At 70.1% G+C, this 26,078-nt stretch carries 28 protein-coding genes; 19 read left to right on the top strand and 9 right to left on the bottom strand.

Annotation, left to right across the window (positions count from 1 at the left end; genetic code table 11):
* The first annotated feature begins 57 nt into the window (after positions 1-57).
* The 3 genes from V2S66_RS19030 to V2S66_RS19040 all read left to right on the top strand — a co-directional run bounded on the left by V2S66_RS19030 (position 58) and on the right by V2S66_RS19040 (position 2,647).
* A complete protein-coding gene (locus V2S66_RS19030; protein ID WP_330797002.1) occupies positions 58-201 on the top strand; it encodes a hypothetical protein in 144 nt (47 codons plus the stop codon).
* An 83-nt stretch (positions 202-284) separates the two neighbouring features.
* Positions 285-1,766: an MBL fold metallo-hydrolase gene (locus tag V2S66_RS19035; protein WP_330797004.1), complete on the top strand. Its 1,482-nt coding sequence runs from the start codon at positions 285-287 to the stop codon at positions 1,764-1,766.
* A 5-nt stretch (positions 1,767-1,771) separates the two neighbouring features.
* Positions 1,772-2,647 carry a hypothetical protein gene (locus V2S66_RS19040; protein ID WP_330797005.1) on the top strand — a complete coding sequence of 292 codons (876 nt, stop codon included), beginning with the start codon at positions 1,772-1,774 and terminating at the stop codon, positions 2,645-2,647.
* Positions 2,648-2,715: 68 nt separating this feature from the next.
* Here V2S66_RS19040 and V2S66_RS19045 read toward each other — a convergent pair whose 3' ends face one another.
* The 3 genes from V2S66_RS19045 to V2S66_RS19055 all read right to left on the bottom strand — a co-directional run bounded on the left by V2S66_RS19045 (position 2,716) and on the right by V2S66_RS19055 (position 4,315).
* Positions 2,716-3,075 carry a VOC family protein gene (locus tag V2S66_RS19045; RefSeq protein ID WP_330797008.1) on the bottom strand — a complete coding sequence of 120 codons (360 nt, stop codon included), beginning with the start codon at positions 3,073-3,075 and terminating at the stop codon, positions 2,716-2,718.
* 327 nt (positions 3,076-3,402) lie between these two features.
* Positions 3,403-3,822: an ATP-binding protein gene (locus tag V2S66_RS19050; protein WP_330797098.1), complete on the bottom strand. Its 420-nt coding sequence runs from the start codon at positions 3,820-3,822 to the stop codon at positions 3,403-3,405.
* A 256-nt stretch (positions 3,823-4,078) separates the two neighbouring features.
* Complete coding sequence (locus tag V2S66_RS19055) at positions 4,079-4,315, bottom strand: XRE family transcriptional regulator (protein WP_330797010.1); 237 nt, start codon at positions 4,313-4,315, stop codon at positions 4,079-4,081.
* A 164-nt stretch (positions 4,316-4,479) separates the two neighbouring features.
* Here V2S66_RS19055 and V2S66_RS19060 point away from each other — a divergent pair, with 164 nt between their 5' ends.
* Together V2S66_RS19060 and V2S66_RS19065 are read left to right on the top strand one after the other, a co-directional pair.
* A complete protein-coding gene (locus V2S66_RS19060) occupies positions 4,480-4,971 on the top strand; it encodes a hypothetical protein (protein WP_330797012.1) in 492 nt (163 codons plus the stop codon).
* Positions 4,968-5,774, top strand: a complete 807-nt coding sequence (locus tag V2S66_RS19065) for a DUF6236 family protein (protein WP_330797014.1) — start codon at positions 4,968-4,970, stop codon at positions 5,772-5,774. The genes V2S66_RS19060 and V2S66_RS19065 overlap by 4 nt, the downstream gene beginning before the upstream one ends.
* A 200-nt stretch (positions 5,775-5,974) precedes the next feature.
* Here the strand turns inward: V2S66_RS19065 and V2S66_RS19070 are convergent, their stop codons facing one another.
* The 4 genes from V2S66_RS19070 to V2S66_RS19085 all read right to left on the bottom strand — a co-directional run bounded on the left by V2S66_RS19070 (position 5,975) and on the right by V2S66_RS19085 (position 9,502).
* Positions 5,975-6,895 carry a TIGR03557 family F420-dependent LLM class oxidoreductase gene (locus V2S66_RS19070; protein WP_330797016.1) on the bottom strand — a complete coding sequence of 307 codons (921 nt, stop codon included), beginning with the start codon at positions 6,893-6,895 and terminating at the stop codon, positions 5,975-5,977.
* Between the two features lie 54 nt (positions 6,896-6,949).
* Positions 6,950-7,519 (bottom strand): HAD family hydrolase, encoded by a 570-nt coding sequence (locus V2S66_RS19075; RefSeq protein WP_330797018.1) that lies wholly within the window; start codon positions 7,517-7,519, stop codon positions 6,950-6,952.
* 190 nt (positions 7,520-7,709) lie between these two features.
* Positions 7,710-8,852, bottom strand: a complete 1,143-nt coding sequence (locus tag V2S66_RS19080; protein ID WP_330797020.1) for a glutathione-independent formaldehyde dehydrogenase — start codon at positions 8,850-8,852, stop codon at positions 7,710-7,712.
* A 35-nt stretch (positions 8,853-8,887) separates the two neighbouring features.
* The gene (locus V2S66_RS19085; RefSeq protein WP_330797022.1) at positions 8,888-9,502 is read right to left on the bottom strand and encodes a flavodoxin family protein; all 615 of its coding nucleotides are present in this window, start codon (positions 9,500-9,502) and stop codon (positions 8,888-8,890) included.
* A 347-nt stretch (positions 9,503-9,849) separates the two neighbouring features.
* On the opposite strand from V2S66_RS19085, the gene V2S66_RS19090 reads away from it, so the two are divergent.
* The 14 genes from V2S66_RS19090 to tkt all read left to right on the top strand — a co-directional run bounded on the left by V2S66_RS19090 (position 9,850) and on the right by tkt (position 25,289).
* Positions 9,850-10,263, top strand: a complete 414-nt coding sequence (locus V2S66_RS19090; RefSeq protein ID WP_330797023.1) for an STAS domain-containing protein — start codon at positions 9,850-9,852, stop codon at positions 10,261-10,263.
* Complete coding sequence (locus tag V2S66_RS19095; protein WP_330797025.1) at positions 10,257-10,490, top strand: DUF5133 domain-containing protein; 234 nt, start codon at positions 10,257-10,259, stop codon at positions 10,488-10,490. Before V2S66_RS19090 ends, V2S66_RS19095 begins: the two co-directional genes overlap by 7 nt.
* A gap of 216 nt (positions 10,491-10,706) precedes the next feature.
* A complete protein-coding gene (locus V2S66_RS19100; RefSeq protein ID WP_330797099.1) occupies positions 10,707-11,360 on the top strand; it encodes a GAF and ANTAR domain-containing protein in 654 nt (217 codons plus the stop codon).
* 667 nt (positions 11,361-12,027) lie between these two features.
* Positions 12,028-12,252 carry a hypothetical protein gene (locus V2S66_RS19105; RefSeq protein ID WP_330797027.1) on the top strand — a complete coding sequence of 75 codons (225 nt, stop codon included), beginning with the start codon at positions 12,028-12,030 and terminating at the stop codon, positions 12,250-12,252.
* A 363-nt stretch (positions 12,253-12,615) separates the two neighbouring features.
* Positions 12,616-12,984 carry a hypothetical protein gene (locus tag V2S66_RS19110; protein ID WP_330797029.1) on the top strand — a complete coding sequence of 123 codons (369 nt, stop codon included), beginning with the start codon at positions 12,616-12,618 and terminating at the stop codon, positions 12,982-12,984.
* Positions 12,977-13,672: a GAF and ANTAR domain-containing protein gene (locus V2S66_RS19115; RefSeq protein WP_330797031.1), complete on the top strand. Its 696-nt coding sequence runs from the start codon at positions 12,977-12,979 to the stop codon at positions 13,670-13,672. Before V2S66_RS19110 ends, V2S66_RS19115 begins: the two co-directional genes overlap by 8 nt.
* A gap of 766 nt (positions 13,673-14,438) precedes the next feature.
* A complete protein-coding gene (gene tal / locus V2S66_RS19120) occupies positions 14,439-16,160 on the top strand; it encodes a transaldolase (RefSeq protein ID WP_330797033.1) in 1,722 nt (573 codons plus the stop codon).
* A gap of 176 nt (positions 16,161-16,336) precedes the next feature.
* Positions 16,337-16,978, top strand: a complete 642-nt coding sequence (locus tag V2S66_RS19125) for a HemK2/MTQ2 family protein methyltransferase (RefSeq protein ID WP_330797100.1) — start codon at positions 16,337-16,339, stop codon at positions 16,976-16,978.
* A complete protein-coding gene (locus V2S66_RS19130; RefSeq protein ID WP_330797035.1) occupies positions 16,962-17,210 on the top strand; it encodes a CDGSH iron-sulfur domain-containing protein in 249 nt (82 codons plus the stop codon). The genes V2S66_RS19125 and V2S66_RS19130 overlap by 17 nt, the downstream gene beginning before the upstream one ends.
* Positions 17,207-18,262, top strand: coding sequence for an iron-containing redox enzyme family protein (locus V2S66_RS19135; RefSeq protein ID WP_330797037.1), 1,056 nt, complete (start codon positions 17,207-17,209; stop codon positions 18,260-18,262). The genes V2S66_RS19130 and V2S66_RS19135 overlap by 4 nt, the downstream gene beginning before the upstream one ends.
* A gap of 171 nt (positions 18,263-18,433) precedes the next feature.
* The gene (locus tag V2S66_RS19140; protein WP_330797038.1) at positions 18,434-20,716 is read left to right on the top strand and encodes a catalase; all 2,283 of its coding nucleotides are present in this window, start codon (positions 18,434-18,436) and stop codon (positions 20,714-20,716) included.
* Between the two features lie 168 nt (positions 20,717-20,884).
* On the top strand, positions 20,885-22,159 hold the full coding sequence (locus V2S66_RS19145) for a preATP grasp domain-containing protein (RefSeq protein WP_330797041.1): 1,275 nt from the start codon (positions 20,885-20,887) through the stop codon (positions 22,157-22,159).
* Between the two features lie 81 nt (positions 22,160-22,240).
* Entirely contained in the window at positions 22,241-22,651 is a 411-nt protein-coding gene (locus V2S66_RS19150) for a DUF2243 domain-containing protein (RefSeq protein ID WP_330797042.1), read from the top strand.
* A gap of 421 nt (positions 22,652-23,072) precedes the next feature.
* Positions 23,073-25,289, top strand: a complete 2,217-nt coding sequence (gene tkt, locus V2S66_RS19155; protein WP_330797044.1) for a transketolase — start codon at positions 23,073-23,075, stop codon at positions 25,287-25,289.
* Between the two features lie 71 nt (positions 25,290-25,360).
* On the opposite strand, the gene V2S66_RS19160 is transcribed toward tkt, so the two are convergent.
* Complete coding sequence (locus V2S66_RS19160) at positions 25,361-25,618, bottom strand: DUF6479 family protein (protein ID WP_330797046.1); 258 nt, start codon at positions 25,616-25,618, stop codon at positions 25,361-25,363.
* A 96-nt stretch (positions 25,619-25,714) separates the two neighbouring features.
* Entirely contained in the window at positions 25,715-26,053 is a 339-nt protein-coding gene (locus tag V2S66_RS34715; protein ID WP_330797048.1) for a hypothetical protein, read from the bottom strand.
* Positions 26,054-26,078: the final 25 nt, after the last annotated feature.

The following is a 26,078-nucleotide window of genomic DNA, read 5'->3' on the forward strand; positions in this document are numbered from 1 at the left end:
GGCCCGGCCGGTCAGGGCCGGGCCGGGCAAGCAACCGCACCCTTGGAGGTACTGCTCATGAGCGACACCAGCACCCGAAGCACCGGCCCGTCGACGCGGGCCGCGCTCGACCCGAAGAACGTCACCACCCTCCAGGCCAAGCTGACGCGCCTGATCGGTACCGGCGCGCTGACCGCGGCCCCGCACACCTACCACCACTGAGGAACGCGCCGGGGGCGGGCCGGGGTCGTCCCGCCCGCCCCCGGCGGCCTGCTCTGCACCAACCCCTGACCGGGAGGCTTCCCATGGACACACAGCTGGAGTTGACGTTCCTCGGCCATCAGACCTGGCTCGTCCAGGGCGCCGGCCGCAGCGTCCTGGTGGACCCCGTGCTCGCTCCGGCCTTCGGCCTGCCGGGCCGGGCCGAGTGCCGGGTGTGGCCGCCGCGCGCCATCGATACTGACGCGATGCCGCAGGTGGACGCGGTGATCCTGACCCACGAGCACCTGGACCACTTCCACCTGCCGTCGCTGGCGCTGCTGGACCGCAGCATCCCGGTCTACGTGGGGCCGCTGCTGCTCGAACCCGTGGAGGCAGCGATCATCCGGCTCGGTTTCACCGTCCACCGGCTCGACCACACCAGCCCGATTGAGCTGGGCGGCCTGCGCGCGACGCTGTACCCGGCGGGTGCGAAGACGCTGTTCTGGGAGGACCGCGTCTTCCAGCCGTGCGTTCAGGCCGGCGACGGGCCGGCCGTGTTCATCGCGGTCGACGCCGACATCTCCGACCTGTACCTCCAGCACATCGCCGAAGGCGTACAGCCGGTGCCGCGGATGACGGTGCTGTCGAACAACTCCCAGATCGTCCCGCCCGGGATGCCGGCCTCCTCGGTCAACCTCCTGCCCGGCCTGGACGGCACCCGGCACAAGACCGGCCTGAGCGTGCTGAACCAACTGCTGCTGGAGGTCGCGGCCCCACTGGACGGCGTCGCCGACATCGCGCTGTGCGGCAACGGGTTCGTTCCGCCCGGCTCCCCGCACGGGCCGTTCCTGTACTCCGACCACGTCGAGATGGCCGCGACCGCCAACCGCCTACAGCACCTGTTCACCGTGCACGGGCCGCGCCCCGGCGACCAACTCTGCGTCCCCGGCTCCCCGGCCGAGAAGGTCACCAGCCGCCCGGTGGGCTGGGTGCAGATCGACGGCACGTTCGAACACGAGCAGTTGCGGGCACACAACGCCTTCCGTACCGACCCCGGGCAAGTCGTGCTCGCCGCGCTGGCGGATGAGCCCGCCGACTGGGACCAAGCCCTGGACACGGTAACGGGCGAGCTGCCACGGCTGGGCCGGGAACTGCTGGCGACCAGCAGCGGCATCCTGGCGTGCAGCATCCACGAGTACCTGTCCGGTCCGCTGGGCCGCCACCGCGCGGTGCTGCGCCTCAAGGACGGCCCCGGCGGCCACCTGCTCCAGTTCGCATGGGACGTCACCACGGCCTCATTCGACCCGGTGCCGGCCACCACCCGCGACGAGGCGATGGCGACGTACCCGTTCGGCGCGGAGCTGTTCTTCTGCGACTTCGTGGCGCTGCTGGAGGGCCGTCTCCAGGTGTGGGACGTGGCCGGGGGATCCATGGAGTGCTGGCACATCGGGCCGCCGCTGGACAGCCTGGTATACGCCTTCTTCGGAATCTACGGCGAGCACCAGCGGCCCGACCTGGCGGGCCGGTCGTACGTCCACCTGGCCGGTGGCGTCGCTGAAGCGGTCGTGCCGGCGGGCACCCGGTGACGGCCGTGCCGGCCTCGGCCGCGCAGGCGCTGGCCGGTCTGGCGCGCATCCGCCCCGACGGGTGGCTGGCCACCCCGATGCCCGATGACCCCGGAGCGCTGCTGAACCGTGCCCGGGAAGCGCTGGAGGCCGAGCGCCCCGGGTGGGCCGGGCGCCTGCGGTTGCTCAGCTCGCGCTACACCGCCGCGGTGTTCGCAGTCAGCGACCAGTACGGGCAGCGCATCCTCAAACTGCACGCGGACCCGGCCGCCTTCGCCGGGGAGACGCTCGCATACGAGTTACTGACCGGCACAGCGCCGGTCCCGCATCTGTACGCGGAAAGCGAGCGGTCGCTGTCGCTGCTGCTGGAGTACCTGCCCGGGACCGCCGACTGGAGCGACACCCGGATGCCGGGGGTTCTGGTGGAGTGGGTGGCCGCGGTGCACACTGCGGCCCTGCGGCTGCTGCGGTACGCCGTGGAAGCGCTGGCCGGATTCTCAGTGGGGCGCCTGCTGACGGCCCCGGCCCCCGCGTGGATCCGGGACGAGACGGCCTGGTGCGACGTGGTGGCCGCGCACGTGGACGCCTACGGGTCCGACCTGGTGCCGCTGGGCCACCTGGACCTCAAGCCCGATCATCTGCGGTCGCGGGCCGGGGGTGAGGTGGTGCTGTTCGACGTCGAGACCGTGCGTCCGGACGTGACGGGGCTGATCGACGTCGTGACGCTGCCGGCGGTTCTGCGGCAGGCCGGCCGCCAGACGGCACCCGACGAGGTGGTGGAGCTGTACGTCGGTGCCACCACGGCCCTGGGCGGCCGATGGACTACTCGCTCTCTGCGGGGGGCTCTACGGGCGTACGCCGCGGCGACCGGGCTGGACAGCCTGCACGGCCTGACGGACTAGGCACCAACCGGCCGGTGCACCCGCTGAGGCTCGGTCAGCGGGAGCACCGGCCGGTTGTGGTCCGGGGGCTACGGGCCTTCAAGGCCGATAACCGTCCCGAACGGATCGCGGAGCTGCGCGATCCGGCGGCCGGGCTCGATGACCAGGGGCCCGCGGTGGTGCTCGCACCCGGCGGCCAGCAGATGGTCCCGGGCCCGGTCCAGGTCATCGACGCCCCAGTACACCACCGGGCTGCCGCCCCTGGGGTTGCGCTCGTCGTCGGCCGGGTGGAACCCCAGCTCCACGCCCCCGGCCTGCACCCAGGCGTAAACGGCCCCAGTGGGGCTGACATCCGTCTTCACCGGCAAGTCGAGAACCTGGCCCCACCAGCGTGCCGACACCTCCGGATCATCCGCGAAAACCATCACCAGCCGTACGTCAGTGAACACCGGGCACCTCCAGAGGGGGTTGCCATCCTACGGGGGCCCGGTGCAATCACCGAGACCAGCGGCCATCCGCCGCGGCCCCGCCCGGGGAAAGGATCCGCGCAACGACCGGCAGGAGCACCATCCAACACAGCAGCCCCACGGCACGAACCGGCGAACTCCGGCCACGGTCCGGGTCAATCGGCGCGTGAAGTGACCATCTGGACATCTACCAGGCTCTGGTGTGAACCGGTAGCCAACCGCACACCGCCTCGTCGTCGCAGAGACCGGGCGCTCGCAACCAGGGCCGGCCCAGCTGCTTGCATACGCCGCCCGGCAGTTCGCGGACCCCTATTTCCCGGCGACCGCGTGCGGGTCGGGTTGGCCCGGTGCGGAGAAGCAGGCGGTGACGGTCTTGCCGTCCCGCTGCTGCCGGGTCTCCCAGCTGTCGGATACAGCATCGACAAGGAGCAGGCCCCGGCCGGAGGGCCGGTCGGGGTCCGGCGCGGGGGAGGCGGGCTCGCCGCCGGCGGCGTCGTGGACGCTGACGTGCAGGCACCGGCTGTCCCAGGCCAGCATGACCTGCGCGCCGCTGCGGGCGTGCACATGGGCGTTGGTGATCAGCTCTGAGACCGCCAGCACGATATCGTCCACCGTCCCGGGCGCTTCCCGAGTCCACTCCAGAGCCTCCACGTGCTCGCGCGCCCATTGCCGACCCGCGCGTACTCCGCCCGATACGGGAAAGGACTGCGCCCACCCCACGGCCTTCATCGACCCGTCGCCCACTGTTGCCCTCCCTGATGCGTGGCCCAATCAGCGTGTACCCCGGCGCCCGGATCCCACCGGGCCGCCGACTGATCCCACGCGGCCCGCCAGCGGCGCGCGTGCCGGGCTGCCTTGGGGCGGCGGTGCCGGGGACCGGGCCGGGGAGCCAGCACGCGCTCCTCGTAGCGGTCCAGCGTCAGCAGCAGCCCGAGAAGGAGACCCGGCAGAGCGACAGTGACCATCTCCACGGGCGGGGCGGCGCTCAGACCGGCGCCGCGGCAGGAACACCGGCAGCCTCATAGACGTCCGGCAGCGGCAGCCCGAGAGCCCCCGCCAGCTCCGCCAGCTCCAGCTCCGTCGGCCAAACCGGTCCGCTGGCGCCGTCTTCGGCGAACGCCCGTATCCGCGGCGTACGGATCCCCGTCACCTCCGCGAGACACTCCGCGGTCACCTCACGGCGACGCATGGTCCGCTGCAGCAACTGCGCAAGGTCAGCCATCTTCTCCTCCTGCCCCGCACCGGACCACCCACCCCGACCGTCCACCGGTTGGCTCAGTACGCGGCGCGGACCGCTGCGCCGGCCACGCTCAGAGCCCGGCTTCGGCCAAGGCCAGAGGCTGCATCCGCCTCTCGTTGGATCGCCCATAGCCATATCCTCCTTGTATGAGCATAGAAACAACTCGGACATATGGTCTCTATTATCCTCTCTTTCACGTGCGCGATGACGGCTGGTTAAAGGCGATGGCTTTATATTGGCCTAAAATAACACGCATGGTACCTTCAAGCACAAATCAGCCCGATCGGCTCGTTGATTATTTTAACCGCCCGAGTAGCTTTGCAGATCCGGAGTCCTTAGGACCTGGAGAGGGCGTAGCGCGCACTATTCAGGCCCTCACGGAAAAGTTCGATTTCATTAACGAGATTCCGCCGGGACCTTCAGTGGAGGCCGTAGCTCCTGCTTTCGAAGATGCACTGTCGCGTCAGTCGTTGACGCCGCTGCAGCTATTTCGGCCAGGATTGCCAGCGGATCCCATTAATGTTGCGGCTCGCCACAAGGACGAGGCGCCCCACGACTACGAGCGCTTCTTTCTGAGCGTTGCTTTGCCTTCGGTGCCAGAGGTGGGACCCGACTGCCAGGCCCCACCAGGTACGTGACGACGCAGGGGCACACGGCGGAATCCTGGGCCGTGGGGCGGGATCGCTGGGCCATCGTTGATCCTCGTCTCGTCATGGTTTACAAAAGTATGCTGGCCGCAGAGTTCGCCCGAGCCAACAAGATGCAGCCCATCACCGACATGCCGGAGACCTACGCCGTATCCGCAGACTGGAACGCAGATCAAATTGAAGCAGCCCTTGCCGGTCGTCCGCTCACACCCGCCCTCACGGGTCAGGGAGATATTGCCCAGGCCATTGCCTACCTCGCCTTCGACCTAGTCGTACCACAGAACCTATCTGCCGTACCGGTCGAAAAGATCGTCGAACTCCGTCGCCGATACGGAAACGATTTCATCGCCTTCTGCGCACAGGTGGACCAGGTCGCCGCCGAACTCGCGTCCCTCACAGATATCCGCGATACAGCCGTCCTCGCTCGATACTTGGAGAGTGCCGTTGCTGACCGATTCGCCCAGCCGCTAGCCGACCTGCGCAAGCAGATGAAAGCCCTTGAGTTGGATGCCGCAACCATGGCCGTCAACGTGAAGACCGAGATTCCCGCTGAAATTGCGGTACTCGGCGGTAGTGCGCTTCTTGCCGGGCACCCTGCCATCGCAGCTACCGCATCGGCAGCAATCGGACTTATCGGCTTGCGTCGCAGTGTTCAGGAGAAGCAGCACGCTGGGCTCCGTGCCCAGCCGGCCGCCAGCTACCTCCTCCACACGGGTCACGCACTGACGCCGCGATCTCTGCTGCAGCAGTCCCTCTATCAGGTGCAACGCATCACAGGGACTGCCCCAAGATGATCCCCTTCCGTCCCGATTCCCGTTGGCACCACCAACTAGCCTCGAAGTTTCGTGACGGTCTGCTGACGGAGTCGGTGGATCGTTTTCGTGCCGTGGGCTGTGGTTGTGCAGGCCGAGGGCCCGGGTGTCGCCTCGGGGTGGCGCCGGATTCCACTGCTCCGGGTGTGGAGGTGCTGTCGTAGGGACGGGGAATTGGCTGGTCAGCCGGTGTCGGGCAGGTGGGTGAGCCGGTCGAGGGCTGCGGTGATGTGACCGGTCCAGGGCCAGTGCCGGGCCAGGGGGAGGATCAGGCGGCGGCCGGTGGTCACGAGCTGTCCGGCCGTGGTGAACAGGCGGAGCCGCAGGCGGCGGGGCTCCCAGAGTTTGGCCTTACCGGTCAGGGCGAGCATCGGCATCCAGGCCAGCAGGTCGAGTGCGATCTGCACGATCTCCAGCCAGATCCGGTTCTGTGCCGTGCGGTGCAGGGGCAGGTTGCGCAGGCCGGTGGCCCGGGCGGCGCGAATGCGGTCCTCGGCCCGGGCCCGCAGCCGGTGACGAAACTCGAGGTCGGCGATCGGCCAGCCCGAGGTGTCGATCCGGCCGGCGAGCGCGGCGGCCTGTGGGCCGAAGCCGGAGACGTACAGCGGCACGGGCTCGCCGGGCACAGTGTAAAGGCGCGCGTTCTGCACGGTGTAGTGGTCACCGTGATGGGTCACCCGATCCCCCGCAAACAGCTTCCTGATCACCTGCACGGCCTCTTCGAGCATGGTCATGCGCACGGCGGCCTCCGGCCAGGCATCGCCGAGGATGTGTTCGTTCAGCGCCTCGCCGGTGCCGATGCCGAAACGGAACCGGCCGCCGGTGAGGACCGCCGCGGTCGCGGCGGCCTGCGCGTTGACCGCCGGGTGCATCCGGACCGTCGGACAGGTCACGAGCGTGGTGATCGGCAGCGATGTGACCTGGGACAGAGCGCCGATCATGGCCCAGACGAAGGACGCCTCGCCCTGTTCGTCGTTCCAGGGGTGGAAATGGTCGGAGATCGCCAGCGACTCGAACCCGGCCTGCTCGGCCATCCGCGCCTGCTCCAGCAGGTCACCCGGCGCGAACTCCTCCGACGACAGGAAGTATCCGTACGTCGTCATGCTGTTCCTTTCGGTCTCCGGAAGTGATGTGCCGTACGCGTGCGGACGGGGGCGTCAATCCGCAGCCGGTAGGGAGGCGAGGGCGCTGTCGTCGATTGCCGCCAGGAGATCGGCGAGGGTGTCGTAGACCTCTTCGGCTCCCGCGTCGGTCAGTTCCTGCCGGGAGAATCCGCCGCCGGTGAGCACGGCCAGACATCGCACGCCGGCCTTCCGCGCGGACTGGGAGTCCCACACCGCATCCCCGACGAACACCGCGCCTCCGGGAGCAACCGCCGCCTTCTCCAGTGCCCGCCGAACGAGGTCGGGCGCCGGTTTGGTGCCATCCATGTCATCGGCCGTGGTGATCGCGAAGACGACCTCGTCCACTCCGAGGGCGTCGGTCATGACCTTCGCCTCAATGCTCTTGGCCGAGGAGGCCAGCACCACCCGCCAACCGCGTGCCGCGCCCTCCCGCAGCAAGTCCGCGGCTGCGTCGAGCGGGGCCAGCCGCGACCAGAACTGTGCGTACAGGGTGTCGTGGGCGGCGCTGAGCGCGTCGTCCTGGCCGTGGTCGTGGTCCTCGCCCAGCAGGGCGTCCAGCAGATGGTCGCTGCCCATTCCGATGGCGCGCTGGATACGATGCATAGCGACCCGGTGGCCGGCTTGCGGAGCGCCTCCCACCAGCAGACGGTGTGCAGGGGCACGGTGTCCATCAGGGTGCCGTCCACGTCGAAGAGCACGGCGGCCGGCTCACCGGATCGTTCGGCACCCCTTGTGCTCGGCACCCTTTCGTTCTGTGCTGCCGCTCACAGGCCGCCCTTCTGTTGGGCATCGTTCACTGTTCCGGGTGAAGCAGGACCTTGGTCCAGCCATCGTTGCGCTTGTCGAAGTGCCGGTAGCCCTCGGGCGCCTCGTCCAGGCTCATTTCGTGCGAGACGAGGAAGGACGGGGTGGCGCGTCCGGCGATGATGAGGTCGCGCAGGCCGCGGTTGTAGCGCAGCACCGGGCACTGACCGGTGCCCATATGCTGGCCCTTGGTGAAGAAAGTGCCGTAGTCGAAGGCGATCCGGCCGCGCTTGGCGCCAGCGTTGGCGGCTTCGGGGTCCTCGGGCACATAGACCCCGACGACGCCGATGCCGCCGGTGGTGCGCACCGCTTTGACGAGGTTGTCCAGGACGAGCTCGGGGTGCTCGGTGCCCGACGGGTCGTGCGCCTGGTAGCCGACGGCCTCGACCCCGCAGTCGGCGCCCCGCCCACGGGTGGCGTCCAGGATCTGCTCGACGGGGTCCGCCTCGGAGAAGTCCACCTTAGTGGCGCCGATGGACTCCGCGAGCGCGAGTCGGTCGGCCTCCTTGTCGACGACGAACACCTGTGAAGCGCCCCGGAGCATCGCACTGTGCGCGGCGAGCAGGCCGACCGGCCCCGCGCCGAAGACGGCGACGCTGTCACCGGCGCGCATTCCGGCTAGTTCGGTGCCGTGCCAGCCGGTGGGGAAGACGTCGGAGAGCATCGTGAAGTCGTTCTCGAACTCGCCGCCCGAGGGCAGTTCGAGGAGATTGAAGTCGGCGTACGGCACGCGCAGCAGTTCCGCTTGGCCGCCGTCGTACGGACCCATGTTTGCGTAGCCGTACGCGGCACCGTCCATGCCCTCGGTCGGGTTGGTGCGCAGACAGAACGCGGTCCAGCCGCCCACGCAGTTGCGGCAGCTTCCGCAGGCGATGTTGAACGGCACCGACACCCGGTCGCCTGGCTTGATCCGGGTGACCCCCGGGCCGGTGTCCTCGACGACACCCATGTTCTCGTGCCCGAGGACCTTGCCGCTCTCGACAGCGGTCCGGCCCTCGTACATGTGCAGGTCGGAACCGCAGATGTTGGTGGTGGTGATCCGGATCAGCGCGTCGCCCGGCTGCTCGATCCGGGCGTCGGGCACGTTGTCGACCGAGACCTCATAGGGCCCCTTGTAGACCAGCGCTTTCATGTCGTGGCTCCTCTCGGTTCCGGCTGGGTCGGCTGTCAGCTCGCCGGGTAGGGCGCCGCGTGCAGCAGCCGCGCCAGGTGGGCGGTGTTGGCGGCCAGGGTCTTCGTGGTGGACCCCACCGAGTCCGGCGTCCTGTCCAGGTCCTGGTAGTCCGTGCCCTGCATCGCCTCCCCCACCCAGTAGGTGACCGCGCCCGAGGCAAGGGAGAACCCGACGTCGTTGAGGCCCTGGAAGAGGTCCGCGCTGACCTTGTGGGCGCCGTCCTCGTTGCCGACGACGCACACCGCCGCCGCTTTGCCGTAGGTCAGCATCCGGCCCGCGTCGTCGGTCTCCGACAACTCGCCGTCCAGCCGCTCCAGGACGCGCTGCGCGACACTGCTCGGGTGGCCCAGCCAGACGGGCGTGGACAGCACCAGGATGTCGGCGGCCAGGATCTTGCGGCGGATGGCGGGCCACGCGTCCCCCTCCCCCATGTCCACCGCGACACCGGGCCGCACGTCGTGATCGGCGATCCGGATCGCCTCACCTGTCACGCCGTGCTCCGCCAGCGCTTCGAGCGTCTGTTCGGCAAGCCGCTGGGAGCTGGACGGGGCAGGTGAGGGTCTCAAGGTGCAAATCAGAGCAACTGCACTCAAATGTTTCTGTTCCATGCAGTGCGCGTACCCGTGTGGCGGGAATGACACATGGAAAGACGAGGCAGTCGGGGCAAGCGGGCGACCGACGGGGCTCGCGGAGGCGTGACCGGCCCGCAACGCCAAGCCGGCCCCACCGCGGCTCCTGGTGGCGCGGGAGGCTCACGATCGGTGCGTGCCGGCCGGTCCACGGCGGGGGCCGAGGCCATGCCGGGCGGCGCCGTCCGCGTCCGGACGCATCGCGCCGCTGCGGCGGCACAGACGCGGTACGGCCACTTGTGCTTGTCCGGCCGCGCAGCGGGTAGCCTGCTCCCCTGAGGTCAGGAAGCGGCCGTCCTACGTGTCCCGTTCCCGCCGGAGCCGCCGTGACCTCCCGCTGCTTCATCGGCCCGCATCACACGGTGCTGGAGCTGAACGACGTCGTCGACCATGACACTTCGACCGCGGTCGAGGAGGAACTGCGCCGGCTCCTTCCCCTATCCGGGCCCCGGGCAGTGGTCGTTGACATCCGCACCTCTCCGGTCACCTCGGCCACTTTGCACCTGCTGTTGCGCTTGCGGGCGACCGCCGAAGCACGGTCGACCGCCTTGTGCGTGGCGGCCCGTGACCCCCTCGCGCGCCGGGTGTTCCGGATGACCGGCCTCAGCCGGACGTTGCGCGTCGCCGCCACCGTCGGCGGCGCTCTCGCGCTCGCGCGCACCTGCGGCCCGGCCGCTGCCCTGCCGCGGCACCGTCACGGATGCGTCCGGTACACACACGAAGGAGAACTCCCATGCTGATGGCACATCCCCTGATCCTGAGGAACCTGGTGGACGAGTACGAGGCGTTCTCGGCGCTGCACGCCGAGAACGGCGATCCGCAGGCCCGTACCCGGATGGAGGACGTCGCCTACACCCTGTGTGTGTCCACCGGCACCCGGGACGTCGAGACCGCCCTGACCGTCGCCCGCACGCAACTGTCGGACGCCGGCAGATCCGCCGCCGTGCCGCGCACTGTCGGAGACTGATTTTCGGCAGTGGCCGAGAACTGCACGTGCCGGAGACCGCGGTGGTCAGTGGCCCGGCCAGCCGCGGGTGCCCGGGCGGGGATCACACCGAGCGCCACACCGGCCGGCCCTGGGGTGTGGCAGGCTGGAGGTCGCCCGCATGGGCCGACGACAGAGGTGAGGTGCGCGGTGGAAACGCAGGTGAACTGGGAGCGGTTCTCAAGCCAGCTCGCGTCCATGGCGCGGGAGTTGCTGGCACAGAGATCGGTCGACGACACCGTGGCCCACATCACCAGGTCGGCCATCACGCTCGTCCCGGGCTGCGATGCCTCGGGCATCCTCGTCCTCGACGGCGGAAGGGCGCAGACCCTCGCACCCACCGAGAAACTGGTCGTCGACAGCGACCGGCTCCAAGCCCGGACGAAGCAGGGCCCGTGTTTCGAAGCCGCGCGATTCAAGGGCACCAAGCAGGTGTACCGGATCGGCGACCTCGGGTCGGAACGGGAGCGTTGGCAGACCTTCTCACCGCAGGCCCACGCGCTGGGGGTGGGCAGCATGATGGGTTTCCTGCTGTTCACCGAGGACGAGGACTTCGGCGCGCTGAACTTCTACTCGCGCACCCCTGGCGCGTTCACCGAGGCGAGTGAGACCGCGGGGGTGCTGCTGGCCTCCCACGCCGCAGTGGCCCTGTCCAGCGCCCGCACCCATGCCCAGCTGAGCCAGGCCATGACCACTCGGCACCTCATCGGCGAGGCCATAGGAATCCTCATGGGCGCACGCCGCCTCACCGAACAGCAGGCGTTCGACGTGCTGCGCCGTTACTCACAGGAGCGGAACATCAAGCTCCGCGAAGTCGCCGCCCGCGTCCGCGAACAGGGCAGCCTCGACTAACCGTTGCAACCCGCCGGACGGAAGTCGGCTTCCCTCGCTCTGTTGCGAATCGGGGAAGCCTCAGCGGGATCGGCCGCCGGGGTGAGACCGCCGACCCGGCCGGAGCCCTAGGTAGCCGCCCGGTGACGCTGTAGTCGGCGAAACCGGCACCACTGCGAGGAACAGACCGAAGTCCAGGCGAGAAGCACCGTATCCGGATCGGCGGCACTATTCGCAACTCGTGAACCAGGCGAGCCGCGATCGAACCGGCGCTGCCGGGGCGCCTGCCGCGCGGGGCAGGCAACGGCCCGTTCCAGTTCTTCGCAGCCTTCCGCCGCACATTGCCAAGGGATCGCGTCCCACGGTATCGCTCCAGCCGCCGGGACGGTGGCAGGAGAGCTGGTTGGGCTGCTTGTGGCAGGCCGCGGCGTGGAGATCACGGGTCTCGACCCCTGATCTTGGACACACGAGACGCTGGATCTTCCTCGTGATGCGCCCCGGCCACGAAGCCCCGCACCGACCGTCCGACAGCCCCTCCGCGATGACACGCCGCTGCGCCAGATGATTCGAACATGTGCGGCGGCCCTTCCCATGGACGTTTCGGGACCGTGCGCCGGGGAACCCCACAGGGCAGATCGGTGCTTCGGTCAGCAGGCACTCCTCCCTCACGTACCTGGAGGCAGCAGCCATGACCCCCTCAGCATTCGCCCCCCACGCGGCCCCGACTGACGCCGCGCCCGGCTCGCCGACAACCGTGCGGGACACCGACATCCTGTACGGGTTCTTCCTGCACGGCCTGTCCGCCCAGCGCATCAGCGAGCAACTCAGCATCCCCGCATCCCGGGTCGCCGAGGTGCTGGCCTGGGCCGGCTGTTTGCTGCGCACCGCGATCGAGTCGCCCGCGGCGGCGTGAGCGTCGATTCGCACAGGGCAACTGCCGAACACTCCTGGCCGGCCAACGCTCCAGTGTCGCAACCCCGGCCTGCGCGTCCACAACGAGGTGACTCGAGACCCGGCATACCGACCGATGACGAAGCCGCGGCCCCGGCTTGCTCCAGAGCGAGGGAAAAATGGCATGGCATCAGTTGCGGGTGATCCCGTGATAGGGATTCGTACGACGGGAATGCTGCTCCTGCCGGGAGAGGTGCGCGCGCCAGTGGCGACGGACCTCGTCCACCGGCCCCGGGACCGTCTGGCGGTGAACATAGTGCTGCGCCGCGAACCCGACAGTGTGGCGGCGAGCTAGACGTTCGCCTAGGAGATCCTGGCCGGCGGAATGACCTCCCCCGCGGAGGAAGGTGACATCACCGTCCGCCCCGTACCGGGCAGCGCCACAACGGTCGAAGTCGCCCTCACCGCCGCCTTCGCCGCCCGGGTGTGCTTCCCGGCTTCCGGCATCCGCGACTTCGTGGCAGCGGTGCGGGACCGCGCGCCGCTCGACCGCGCGCACATCACGCGCTGTCTCGACGCGGAACTCGCCCGCATCACGGATGCTGATCTGACCGCGGTAGGCAGCGCGCCGCCGGCCACCGTGGAGCAGAAGCAGCGTGGACAGTGGCGGGCGGTTGGCAGGACACACGGCCCCGTGCGAGCGCGCAGGGCAGGAACAGGCTGGAATTCGAAGGTTGAGGGATGCGATGAGTGACCGGATGCCGCTGGCGCGGCAGGTGCGGAGCGCCGTCGAGGACTGCCCGCCCCGGGAGGTGCCGCGCCGGCTGTGCGAGGTCCTGTCCGGTGGCCTGCCGGTGGACGCGGTCACGATGTCCCTGCTGACCGACACCCCCTCACGCCAACTGCTGTGCGCGTCGAACGAGATGGCGACGGCCATCGAAGAGGTCCAGTTCACGATGGCCGAGGGCCCGTGCATCACCGCCGCGTCCGAGGGCGAGCCGGTCCACCTGACCGACTGGGCCGCCGGTTCGCGGCGGTGGCCACTGTTCGCGCCGGCTCTTCGCGAACGGTGCCCGGACATCGAAGCCGTGCACGCCTTTCCGCTATGGCTCGGCGACTACGTCCTGGGAGCGCTGGACATGGCCTGCCGCACACCCGGCGGCATGCCGCAGGCAGCCATCGAACAAGCCATCGAAGCCTCCCACGCCGTGGCCCAGGCTCTGATACCCGCGCAGCGGCTGCTGTCCGCGGAGGACCCGGCCCCGCCCTGGGAGCCGGCCGACGCGGTGCGAGCCCACTGGTCGGACACCCACCGGGCCATCGGTGTCGTGATGCATCGACGCAAGATCAGCTCGGAAACCGCGCTCGCACTGATGCGCGCCCGCGCCTTCGCCACCGGCCGGAACCTCAGGGAGATCACCACCGACATCCTGAACTCCTGACCGCCTCCGCACAGCCAGGCCCCGCCCGATCAACGGGTGACCGATGTCTCCCGCAGATCACGGTCATGCCTGCGAAGTCGGAGAAGCGGCGCACGCGGAAGGAGAACCCGGGAGGGCATGTCAACGCGGTCGACCCGCAGGGCCGACGGTGCGCCTCGACATCCGCGTCTGCAGCCCGGCGGCCACGCCGTGCGGCGGCGTTCGAGGTTTCCACCCGCGAGCAGCCTGGGCGCCAGCAAGTCGCGGGAGATCAGGACGGCATCGACTCGGACGAGATGTACTGTTTTATCCTGTCTCGCTATCGTGTTCCCTCCTCACGATTGAGTTGCGAAGCGCTCCATGGCATGTGCGGTGCCCGCGTCCCGGACTGCGGCTGTCACACCCACGGCACCCGACCGCGGGCGCATGCGTGTCAGAAAGTTCCGGCTGTCCGGTGTTCTTGCGCTGTGCGGATCGGCGCAGGCAGCTGCATGCCGCCATTCGGGGCAGGCGAGGACGATGGATTCGCCAGGCACGAACCCCGGACTGCGACCGCCGAGAGGGGTCGGCCGCCTACGGCCGGATCTTGGTGATTTTGCGATCGCGGGCGGATAGGACCAGCGGACGGGGACAGACGTACGTCATCGGGGGTGGCTGACAGCTTGGGAAAACAGGCGTCTGCCCAGGGGTGAGCAACAGCTCGTCCGGCCGGAGAGCCGGACGGGGCGCACAGGCCCCTCCGCGTCAGCGCCCTTTCCCGCATCGCCGGTCGGACAGCACGCGTCCCGTGCGCCGGCCCGCGCCGCGCGCCCACTGGAGGTTTCAGGTGTCCGTTTCATCTACGTCCGCTCCCGCATCCGATCCGCTCGCCGGTCTTTCCTCCGCGGGGGTGTCGGTATGGCTGGACGACCTGTCGCGTGAGCTGCTGGCCGGCGGTGAGTTGGAGAGGCTTGTCGCGGACCGGCATGTGGTGGGGGTCACGACGAACCCGACAATCTCCGCCTCCGCACTGTCCCAGGGGGACCGCTACAACGAGCAGTTGCGTGCTCTGGGTGGCAAGGGTGCGAGCGTCGACGACGCGGTGTTCGCGCTGACCACCGACGACGTCCGCGACGGCTGTGACGTTCTCACCCCCGTGTACGAGCGCACCGGCGGTGTCGACGGGCGGGTCTCGATCGAGGTCGACCCCCGGTCGGCCCGTGACGGCGACGTCACCATCGAGCAGGCGCGCAGACTGTGGGAGACGGTCGACCGGCCGAACCTGCTGGTGAAGATCCCGGCCACTCGCGAGGGACTGGCCGCGATCACCACGGCCATTGCCGAGGGCATCAGCGTGAACGTCACGCTGATCTTCTCCCTGGACCGCTATCGCGCGGTGATGGACGCCTACCTCAGCGGCCTGGAGCAGGCCCAGGCCGCCGGCCGCGATCTGTCGGGCATCCACTCGGTCGCGTCGTTCTTCGTCTCGCGTGTCGACACCGAGACCGACCGCCGCTTGGACGGGATCGGTACCCCCGACGCGGTGGCGTTGAAGGGCAGGGCCGCCGTCGCCAACGCCCGTCTGGCCTATCAGGCATACCAGGATGTGACGGCGGGGCCGCGCTGGCAGGCTCTGGCCGCGGCCGGTGCCCGCCCGCAGCGGCCCCTGTGGGCATCCACTGGCGTCAAGAACAAGGACTACCCCGACACCATGTACGTCCGCGAACACGTCATCCCGGGCACCGTGAACACCATGCCCGGCACCACTCTGGAAGCCTTCGCCGACCACGGCACCCTCCCCGCCGCCGACAAGCCTTCTGCCGCCGACTACGCCGCCGCCACCGCCCACCTTCAAGCCCTGGCCGAAGCCGGTGTCGACTTCAGCGACGTCACCGACACCCTGGAAGACGAAGGACTGACCAAGTTCGAGGACAGCTGGACCGAACTCGGCGAAACCGTCCACCGCCAAATGCACACCACCGGAGACGGCGAGGCCCGACCGCGGGCCGGCACACCGACGACGGACACACCCGCCGGCGCGGGCCTGCTCGCCGTCTATCTCAACGACCACCTCTCCGGCGCGACCGCTGGCCTGGAGCTCTTCCGACGGGCCGCGCAGACCCAACAGGGCCAGAAGTACGGTGCGGAGTTGGCCGGACTGTCCCGGCAGGTGGAGCAGGACCGCGACTCGCTGACCCAGATCATGACCGATCTGGATGTGTCCGCCGACCAGACCAAGGTCGTGGTGGGCTGGCTGGCCGAGAAGGCGGGCCGTCTCAAGCCCAACGGCCACCTCTTCTCCCGCTCCCCGCTCAGTGACCTGCTGGAACTGGAGTCCATGCTGCTGGGCGTCCAGGGCAAGGCAGCGTGCTGGCGTACCCTGCGCGCCCTGGCGGATACCGACGATCGCCTGTTCACCGACCACCTCGACACCCTCCTGGAGCGCGCCGAACAGCAGAGCGCGGCCCTGGAGCGATTCCGGCTCGCCGCGGCCGAGCGCGTCCTGACTCCCGCGCGGTCCTCCGCGTGACCCGCTCCCGCATCGCGGCCGGACGCGAGCACGGGCAGACGCCCCCCGCCGATGGCGGGCGCCGGAGTGGCAGCACGCCCACGGGCGGCACATCCTGGTCGGACCGATGGCGGCCGGCGCCGTCCCGAACAGGAGAGGCGGCCGTGGGCGAGGTATCCCTGGGCAGGCCGTTGCGGATGCTGACGGTGCCGGGCGTCTACGCCCCGCAGCACGATACGCACCTGCTGCTGCGGGCCGTCAGCCGCGAGCGGATCGGTCTCGGCACCCGTGTGCTGGAACTGGGGACCGGCAGCGGGGCTCTGGCCGTGCACACCGCGCGCCTGGGTGCCCGGGTCACCGCCGTGGACATCTCCCGCCGGGCGGTGCTGTGCGCGAGGGTCAACGCCGCCTTCCACGGGAGCCGGGTCACGGTCAGACGCCGTGACCTGTCCTCACCCGGCGGAGCGGGCTACGACCTGGTGGTCAGCAACCCGCCGTACGTGCCGGCGCCCGCCGACCTGCCGCCGCTGAGCGGCAGCGCCCGCGCCTGGGACGGCGGGTGGGACGGGCGTGCCGTCGTGGACCGGGTCTGCGCCACCGCTGCCTCCGCCCTGCGAACCGGCGGCGTCCTCCTCATGGTCCACTCGGCGATGTGCGGCATCGACGCCACGATCGAGGTACTGGCCCGTTCCGGCCTGGACGCCGGGGTCGTCGACCGGGAACTCGTGCTGCTCGGCCCCGTGCTGCGCTCCCGCCTGCCGTGGCTGCGCGCCCAGGGCCTGGTGGCTGAGGGGCAGGACAAGGAGGAACCGGTGGTCATCCGTGCGCAACGACGCTGAACCCCGCCGGATCCGTCTCGAACGAGGCGGACCGCTCCTGGTCGAAGGACCTGTGACCGTCACCGGGGACGACGGCGTGGCCGTCACCTCGAAGCGGTTCACGGTCGCGGTGTGCACGTGCCGCCGCAGCCGCACCTACCCCTGGTGCGACACCAGCCACCGCCGCCGGACCGCCGTTCCCGGGCCTTCCTCGGACACGGCAGCCGCCCCGCGCGGAGAGGACGACCGATGACCGAGGCACCCACCATCGGGTACGCCGAAGCTCGTGCCACAAGCCCCGCACTTCCCGCACCGCGCGGTCCCGTCTCAGGCGCCGTCCTGACGGCTCTGCACAACGACACCGCGCCCGTGCTGGAGCCGCAATCGGCAGCGGCGGCCGACCCATACGGGGACGACCTGCAACTCGCCCTGTATGTGCTGTACGAGCTGCACTACCAGGGGTTCGACGGGGTGGCCGAGGACCGCGAGTGGGACCCTGACCTGTTGCGGCTGCGCGGGGCGATGGAGGAGCGGTTCCTGGCGGCGCTGCGTGCGGACGTGCCTCCGGAGATGGGCGCGCAGGAGGCTCTGGACGGTGTCCTCGTCGAACCGGCGGCCGACGATGGCACCGGGGTAAGCCAGTACCTGGCGAACGAGGGCCAACTGTGGCAGGTCCGCGAGTACGCGGCACTGCGCTCCCTGTATCACCTGAAGGAGGCGGACCCGCACGCCTGGGTCATCCCCCGGCTGCACGGCCGCGCCAAGGCCGCGATGGTGGCCGTCGAATACGACGAGTTCGGCGCCGGACGTGCCGAGGACATCCACGCCCGGCTCTTCGCGGACCTGATGGACGACCTCGGCCTGGACCACACCTACGGCGCCTACCTCGACTCCGCCCCCGCTCAGGCGCTGTGCGTCGTGAACCTGATGTCCCTGCTGGGGCTGCACCGCGCACGGCGCGGCGCCCTGGTCGGACACTTCGCCGCGGTGGAGGTGACCTCCTCCCCCGGCTCCCGGCGGCTCGCGAAGGCCATGCGGAACACGGGCGCGGGTCCGGCCGCGGCACGCTTCTACGACGAGCACGTCGAAGCCGACGCCGTCCATGAGCAGGTCGTCCGGCACGAGGTCGTCGGCCCGCTGCTGGCGGCCGAACCCCACTTGGACGCCGACGTGGCCTTCGGCATCCAGGCCACCGGCCTGCTCGAAGACGCGCTGGGCGCGGTACTGCTGGACGCCTGGCGGAACGGCCGTTCAGCTCTGCGGATACCGCCGCCGACCGCCGACCTGCATCTCGGCGGTCGGTGAACCCCTCGGCCCTGCTATCCGGACGGCCACCAGACGTGGCCGACGGAGCGGATCCGTGGGCGCGCGGGACGTCACCGCCCCGCAGCCACCAGTGCCTCGGTGGCCTCCCGCAGACGCCGCAAGCCCCCGTCCCGACACAGCGCCTCCCTCACCCCCAACGATCGGAACCCCGTGACCGCCAAGAAGAAGAACCCCGTAGCCGCTGCCGCAGACAAGGTCGTCGAGAAGGTCCAGGAGGCCGTCTACCCCGGCAACGAGATTCCGGGCGCCCCCGGTCCGCAGGCTCCGCCGCTCGACGAACCGACCGATCCGGTCGGGCCGCTGCCGCCGAAGCCGGACCAGCGCGGCCCCGAGACGTTCAGCCCCACCGGGCAGGAGACGGGCGTCGCTCAGGAGTTGGTGGCGCAGGGCGGTGAGTTCCTGACCACCGCGCAGGGCACGCGGCTCCACGACACCGACCACTCGCTCAAGGCCGGCCCCCGCGGGCCGGTGCTGCTGCAGGACCACCACCTGCGGGAGAAGATCACCCACTTCGACCACGAGCGCATCCCCGAGCGGGTGGTGCACGCCCGCGGGGCAGCGGCGCACGGCGTCTTCACCGGCTACGGCACCGCCGAGGGGATCAGCAAGGCGGCCTTCCTGGCCAAGGACGCCGAAACGCCGGTCTTCGTCCGCTTCTCGACCGTGCTGGGCTCGCGCGGCTCGGCCGACACCGTCAGGGACACCCGGGGGTTCGCGACGAAGTTCTACACCTCCGAGGGCGTCTTCGACCTGGTGGGCAACAACATGCCGGTGTTCTTCATCCAGGACGCGATCAAGTTCCCCGACGTCATCCACGCCGGCAAGCCGCACCCGGACCGGGAGATCCCGCAGGCGCAGAGCGCGCACGACACCTTCTGGGACTTCGTCACCCTGCACACCGAGGCGACCCACCACACGCTGTGGAACATGTCCGACCGCGGCATCCCGCGCTCGTACCGGATGATGGAGGGCTTCGGCGTCCACACCTTCCGGCTGGTCAACGCCGACGGCGCCACCACGCTGGTGAAGTTCCACTGGAAGCCGAAGCTCGGCGTGCACTCCCTGGTGTGGGAGGAGGCGCAGATCACCGCGGGCATGGACCCCGACTTCCACCGGCGCGACCTCGCCGACGCCATCGAGTCCGGCGCCCACCCGCAGTGGGAGCTGGGGGTGCAGACCTTCCCCGACACCGAGGACCAGATGTTCCACGGGATCGACCTGCTGGACCCGACGAAGATCGTGCCCGAGGAGCTGGCCGAGGTCCGGCCGATCGGCCTGATGACACTGAACGCGAATCCGTCGAACTACTTCGCCGAGACCGAGCAGGTCGCCTTCCACGTCGGGCACCTTGTCCCGGGCATCGACGTCACCAACGACCCGTTGATGCAGGGGCGGTTGTTCTCGTACCTGGACACGCAGATCAGCCGGCTCGGCGGCCCCAACTTCGGCCAGCTGCCGATCAACCGCACCCACGCGCCGGTCAACGACATGCTGCGGGACGGCATGCACCAGACCGCCGTGCACAGCGGCGTGGCGCCCTACCGTCCCAACTCCCTCGACGGCGGATGCCCGTTCGTGGCGGGGGCCGACACCGGCGCCTACATCGAGGTGCCGGTGGAGGTGCGGAAGGGCCCCAAGGTCCGTGCGGCGGCCGCCTCGTTCGACGACCACTTCAGCCAGCCCCGCCTGTTCTGGCTCAGCATGACCCCGACCGAACGCGAGCACATCATCGCCGCCTACACCTTCGAACTGAACAAGTGCTGGGAACAGGCGGTCAAGGAGCGGGCGCTGCTCGTCCTCGCCAACATCGACACCGGCCTGTGTGCGCAGGTCGCCGCCGGCCTCGGCCTGCCCGCCCCCGAGCCGACGGCGGCCCTGGCCGACCCGCAGCCCAGCCCGGCGCTGTCGCAGCTCGGCGGCACCTGGCCGCTGGACGGCCGAATCATCGGCATCGTCACCGCCGGCGACCAGGACCTGACCGGCGTACGATCCGTCCGCCAGGCGATCCTGGACGCCGGCATGGTCCCGCTGGTCATCGCCCCCACCGGTGGGAAGCTCGACACCGACGGCGACCCGGTCACCGTGCAGCGCACGTTCGCCACCGCCCGCTCCACCGAGTTCGACGCCATCCTGCTCACCGGCGCACCCGCCCCGGGCGCCGACGCCAGCGGTGCCCGCGACGCCAAGGTAGACGACACCGAGGCGGCGGTCTCCGGAATCGACCCGCGGGTGCTGCTGCTGGTCACCGAGGCGTACCGCCACGGCAAGGCGATCGGCGCCTGGGCCGACGGAGCCGAAGTCCTGGAAACCGCGGGCATCTCCCCCGAAGCCCCCGGAGTGATCAACGCCACCGACCCCACCGCCGCGCTGGACGCCCTCACCGAACTGCTGGGCCACCACCGCGCCTGGGACCGCTTCACCCCCGCCGCCTGAGCCCGACCGTGCGGTTCCCGCCCACCGAGGCGGGGACCGCAAGACGGCGGACGCGCGCTCGGAAGAACGGCCGCTTGCGCCGTTCGGGACCAAGGAACGCGTGCCCGTCCGAGAGCGTCGCCCCGCAATCGATCGCATAAGGCGCTACGGCGCGGGAGGGAATGCATCATGAACGCTGAGTACGAGGACGGCGGCGCTCTGGTCATCCTCGCCAATTTCGTGTCACCGCTGGCGGTCGACCTCAGCGAGGAGGCGGTGCTGCGCCAGTGGTCGCAGCAGGCACCGCGCAAGCTGTGGCTGGCCCGGCCCGGCGACGTGGTGATCACCCCCGTACCGGTCAGCGCTCCCTTCCGCCGCTACGTCTCCGACAGACTGGGAATCGCGGACGGCTCCGTCACCGTCATCACCGTGCCGGACACCCCGCATCTGCCGATGGCCGAAGCGCTCACCCAGCACGGCCTGCTGGACACCGTGCGCGCCCTGGTCCGCGACCGCCCGGGAGCGCGGCTGCTCCCGACCGCACTGGACGAAGCATCCGTCGCTCTTGCCGCGGACCTCCGCATCCCTGTCGTTCCCTACGAAACGGGTACCCCGCACCCAGGTGTCCTGCAGACGGTCGCCGATCTGAACACGAAGTCCGGATTCCGCGCCGTCGCCGATCCACTCGGCCTGCGCCTGCCGCACGGCAGGGCGTGCACCGGCACCGAACTCAGCCGGGCGACCGGCGAACTCCTGGCGGCACACGAACAGGTGGTCGTCAAACCCGACCGGTCCGCCGGCGGCCACGGCCTGCACTTCGTCACCCGCTCCGACAGAACGGCGCAGCCACCGCCCCCCGCGGACAGCCGCTGGGTCGTCGAACACTACGTGGACCACACCAGAGCCGTCAGTGCGCAGGGACACGTCACTGCCGACCGGGTCGAGGTGAGCTACGACGGCGAGATGCGGATGAGCGGCGGCTCCTTCGCCGGCTACCGCTCACCCCTCGACGACCTGCCCGGCCCGGCACGCGAGGAACTGACCGACTGGACCCGGGCACTGGGCCACCACCTAGCCGACGAAGGCTACCGCGGGCCCTACAGCCTGGACGCGGTGTGCACCCGGGACGGAATCCTGTACGCGCTGGAATGCAACGTCAGGCGCACCGCGACCACCACGGCCCACACAATGGTCACCCGCATCCCCCGCACCACCCGCACCAGCGGGCCGGCACCGGTCTGGTCCACCGGGACCGCCACCGCCACCTCACCGCTCTCCTTCGACTCGGTAGTAGCCCGCCTGGACACAGCGGGCCTCGACTTCCGGCCCGGCGACACCGAGGGGGTCCTCTTCTACACCGACCGCCCGGTGGGTGGCCTCGGCTGGCGGTACGCGGCTCTGGCTGCCGATCACGTCCGGCTCGCCGAACTGGAAGTCCGCTTGGCCGCCGCGCTCGGGCCCTGAGGGCCCCGTGATGTTCGGGGCGGGTCCCAACGGGCCGGGCTCGCAGGTAACGGCAATTGATTCCCAAGGAAGGCTGCGCACATGCCTCTTCGACCCACTCCCGCCCCGGGCAGACCGGCCAGCGGTGACATCGGCGTCCGGCTGCCGCCATCGGTGTGGTCGGGGGTGCTCATTGGGATCGGGATCGCCGCGTTCGTCGACGAGACGGTCTTCCACCAACTCCTGCACTGGCACCACTTCTACGACAAGTCCACCCCGAGCGCGGGTCTGGTCTCCGACGGTCTCTTCCACGCCTTCGGCTGGTTCGCCGTGGTCATCGCGCTGGCATGGGTCGCGGACCTGCGCCGCCAGCAGGTTCTGACCGGCCGGGACCTGCTCGGTGGAATCTTCCTCGGGGCCGGCTTCTTCCAGCTCTACGACGGCACCGTCCAGCACAAAATCCTCAAACTCCACCAGATCCGCTACCACGTCGACCTGGTCGGCTACGACTGAACCTGGAACATCCTGGCGCTGATCTTCCTGACCATCGGCGGCCTACTGGTGCGCTCCGCAGCCCGCTCCACACCGAGAGACGGCACCGCGGCCACCGAGACTGAGCGAAAGCAGCCCTGATGGCGCCGATGCCCATGCCCGCCGACCCGGTCCCGGACGCCCTGGCATGGGTTGCTGCCGCTGTCACATCAGTCGCGATCTGCGCGTACCTGCTGGCGATACGAAGACTTCGCCGACCCGGAGACGCCTGGCCCCCGGCCCGGGACCTCTGCGGTGAATGGCACCTCTTCCGGCGCGATCGCCGCCGGACGAGCGGCTTCAGGTCGAGGCCGGCTCATCTTGACGCACTCCGCGACCGAAAAGCTGGGGACAGCCGATCCGAGCAACCCTCCGCGCATCAGCTTGACGAAGGAGCAACAGCATGGTGAATGAGAAGTCCGGCAGCACCGCACGGCACGACCGGTCGGTGCCGGATCCGGTCGCGGAGCAGGCAGGATGGGACGAGGTCGATGTGCGGGCGGTCGACACCGTGCGGCTGCTCGCGGCCGACGCCGTCCAGAAGGTCGGCAACGGTCACCCAGGCACGGCGATGAGCCTGGCGCCGCTGGCGTACCTGCTGTTCCAGAACGTCATGCGGCACGACCCGGCCGACGACCGGTGGCTGGGCCGGGACCGGTTCGTGCTGTCTTGCGGGCATTCGAGCCTGACCCTGTACATCCAGCTCTACCTGGCCGGGTTCGGCTTGGAGCTGTCCGACATCGAGGCGTACCGCACCTGGGACTCGGCCACACCCGGGCACCCGGAGCACCGGCACACCCGCGGTGTGGAGATCACCACCGGGCCGCTGGGCCAGGGCCTGGCCGGTGCGGTCGGCATGGCGATGGCGGCACGGCGCGAGCGCGGTCTACTCGACCCGGACGCCGAGGCCGGGACCAGCCCGTTCGACCACCACGTCTACGTGGTCGCCTCCGACGGGGACATGATGGAGGGCGTCACCGGCGAGGCTGCGTCCCTGGCGGGCCATCAGGAGCTCGGCGACCTCATCGTGTTCTACGACTCCAACCACATCTCGATCGAGGACGACACCGACGTCTCCTTCAGCGAGGACGTTCCGGCCCGCTACGCCGCGTACGGCTGGCACGTGCAGACCGTGGACTGGACCTCGACCGGCAGCTACGTCGAGGACGTCGACGCGCTGCTGGCCGCCACCCGAGCCGCCAGGCAGGAGACCGGCCGCCCCTCGCTGATCATGCTCCGCACCCTGATCGGCTGGCCGGCACCGAACAAGCAGAACACCGGCAAGGCCCACGGCTCCGCGCTGGGCGAGGACGAGGTCGCCGCCACCAAGTCGCTGCTGGGCTTCGACCCCGAGCAGCACTTCACCATCGAGGACGAGGTACTGGCCCGCACCCGGCAGGCCTCCGACCGCGGGCGGCAGGCGCACGCCGAGTGGGACGAGAGGTTCGCCGCCTGGCGGACCGCGAACCCGGAGCGCGCCGCGCTGCTGGACCGCCTCCAGGAGCAGCGACTGCCCGACGGCTGGACCGACGCGCTGCCGGCCTTTCCCGCCGACGCCAAGGGCATGGCCACCCGGGCGGCCTCCGGCAAGATCCTCAGCGCGCTGGCGCCGGTCCTGCCGGAGCTGTGGGGCGGCTCGGCCGATCTGGCCGGCAGTAACAACACCACCATGGACGGCGAGCCGTCCTTCGTGCCGTCCGACCGGCAGACCAAGGACTGGAAGGGCGGCCCGTACGGGCGCACCCTGCACTTCGGCATCCGCGAGCACGCCATGGGCGCGATCCTGGGCGGCATCGCCCTGCAGAGCCTGACCCGCCCGTACGGTGGCACCTTCCTGACCTTCTCCGACTACATGCGCCCCGCGGTACGGCTCGCCGCCCTGATGCAACTACCGGCCACCTACATCTGGACCCACGACTCCATCGGGCTCGGCGAGGACGGCCCCACCCACCAGCCCGTGGAACACCTGGCGGCGCTGCGCGCCATCCCAGGCCTCGACGTGGTGCGCCCCGCCGACGCCAACGAGACCACCGCCTGCTGGCAGGCCATCCTGGAGCACGGCGACCGCCCCGCCGGGCTGGTCCTGTCCCGGCAGAACCTGCCGGTCCTGGACCGTGCCAGCGGTCAGTACGCCCCCGCCGATGGAGCGGCCCGCGGCGGATACGTCCTCGCGGACCCGGCCGGCGGCGCGGTGCCCGAGGTGATCCTGGTCGCCACCGGCTCCGAGGTACAGATCGCCCTGGACGCCCGTACCCTGCTGACCGCCGACGGCCTGGCGGTGCGGGTCGTGTCGATGCCCTGCCGAGAGTGGTTCGCCGCCCAGCCGCCGGCCTACCAGGACGGCGTCCTGCCGCCGCACGTACGGGCCCGGGTCAGTGTCGAGGCCGCCGTCGGACAGGGCTGGCGCGACGTGGTCGGCGACGCCGGGCGCATCGTCAGCCTGGAGCACTACGGCGCCTCCGCCGACTACCAGCGCCTTTACACCGAGTTCGGCATCACCCCGCAGGCGGTGGCCGCCGCCGCCCGCGACAGCATCCACGACACCCAGCAGCCGCCCAGGCCCGGCGGCCACCAGCAGACCGCCGCCCCTACCGCGGGCGGCACCGGCGACCGCCCCTGACCATCGGCTGTGCCCCCGCCCCGGACCGGCTCACCGAGGGCCGGTCCGGGGCGGGGGCCCCGTTCGGAGCACTAGGACTTTCTGTGGTGGTTCTCGGTGGGGGCGCCTTGGTCGGGGTCGTCATCGATGGTCTGCCAGGTCCTGCCGCGCTGTGTTTCGCCGGACTCGGCGGGATTGACGACCGGAGGCGGCCCAGGCGAGCGGCGGGACCGCGTCCGGCGGCTGCCGTACCAGAAGCCGCCGAGCAGGACCGCCGCCACGATCACCGCGGCAAATAGGAGGAGCAGGGTCGAGGACCCGGGGCCGGCCGCTAGGTGGGAGGTCGTCATAGGGATCAGCTCGCCTTTCCGTTGACGGGACGCCACGTTTGCGCTGCGGCAGGGCTTTCATTTAATGCCGTCTTGCCAGACATACTCCGAATAATCCTAGAAGCGGAATGGGACGAGGTACTCGGGTGAGCGCTGCTTGACCAAATGTGTGACTGGCGGACTGGCCGGTTGCCGCAGCCCAAGTCCGACCAGCGGGGCCCGGAGCTGCTCCAGGACCACCACCTGCGCGAGAAGATCACCCACTTCGACCACGAGCGCGTAGGTGCACGCCCGCAGCCCCAGATCAGCCGACTCGGCGGCCCCATCTTCGCCCACCTGCCGGTCAACCGCGCCCACGCCCCGGTCAACGACATGCTGCGCGACGACATGCACCAGACCGACGTCCGCTCGGCATGCTTGATCACCACGCACCCATCCGCCAGCGGAGCTGTCCACCGGGGTGTCCCGGTCAGGCGGGACC

This window comes from Actinacidiphila polyblastidii, assembly GCF_036353415.1.
GTDB lineage: Bacteria > Actinomycetota > Actinomycetes > Streptomycetales > Streptomycetaceae > Actinacidiphila > Actinacidiphila polyblastidii.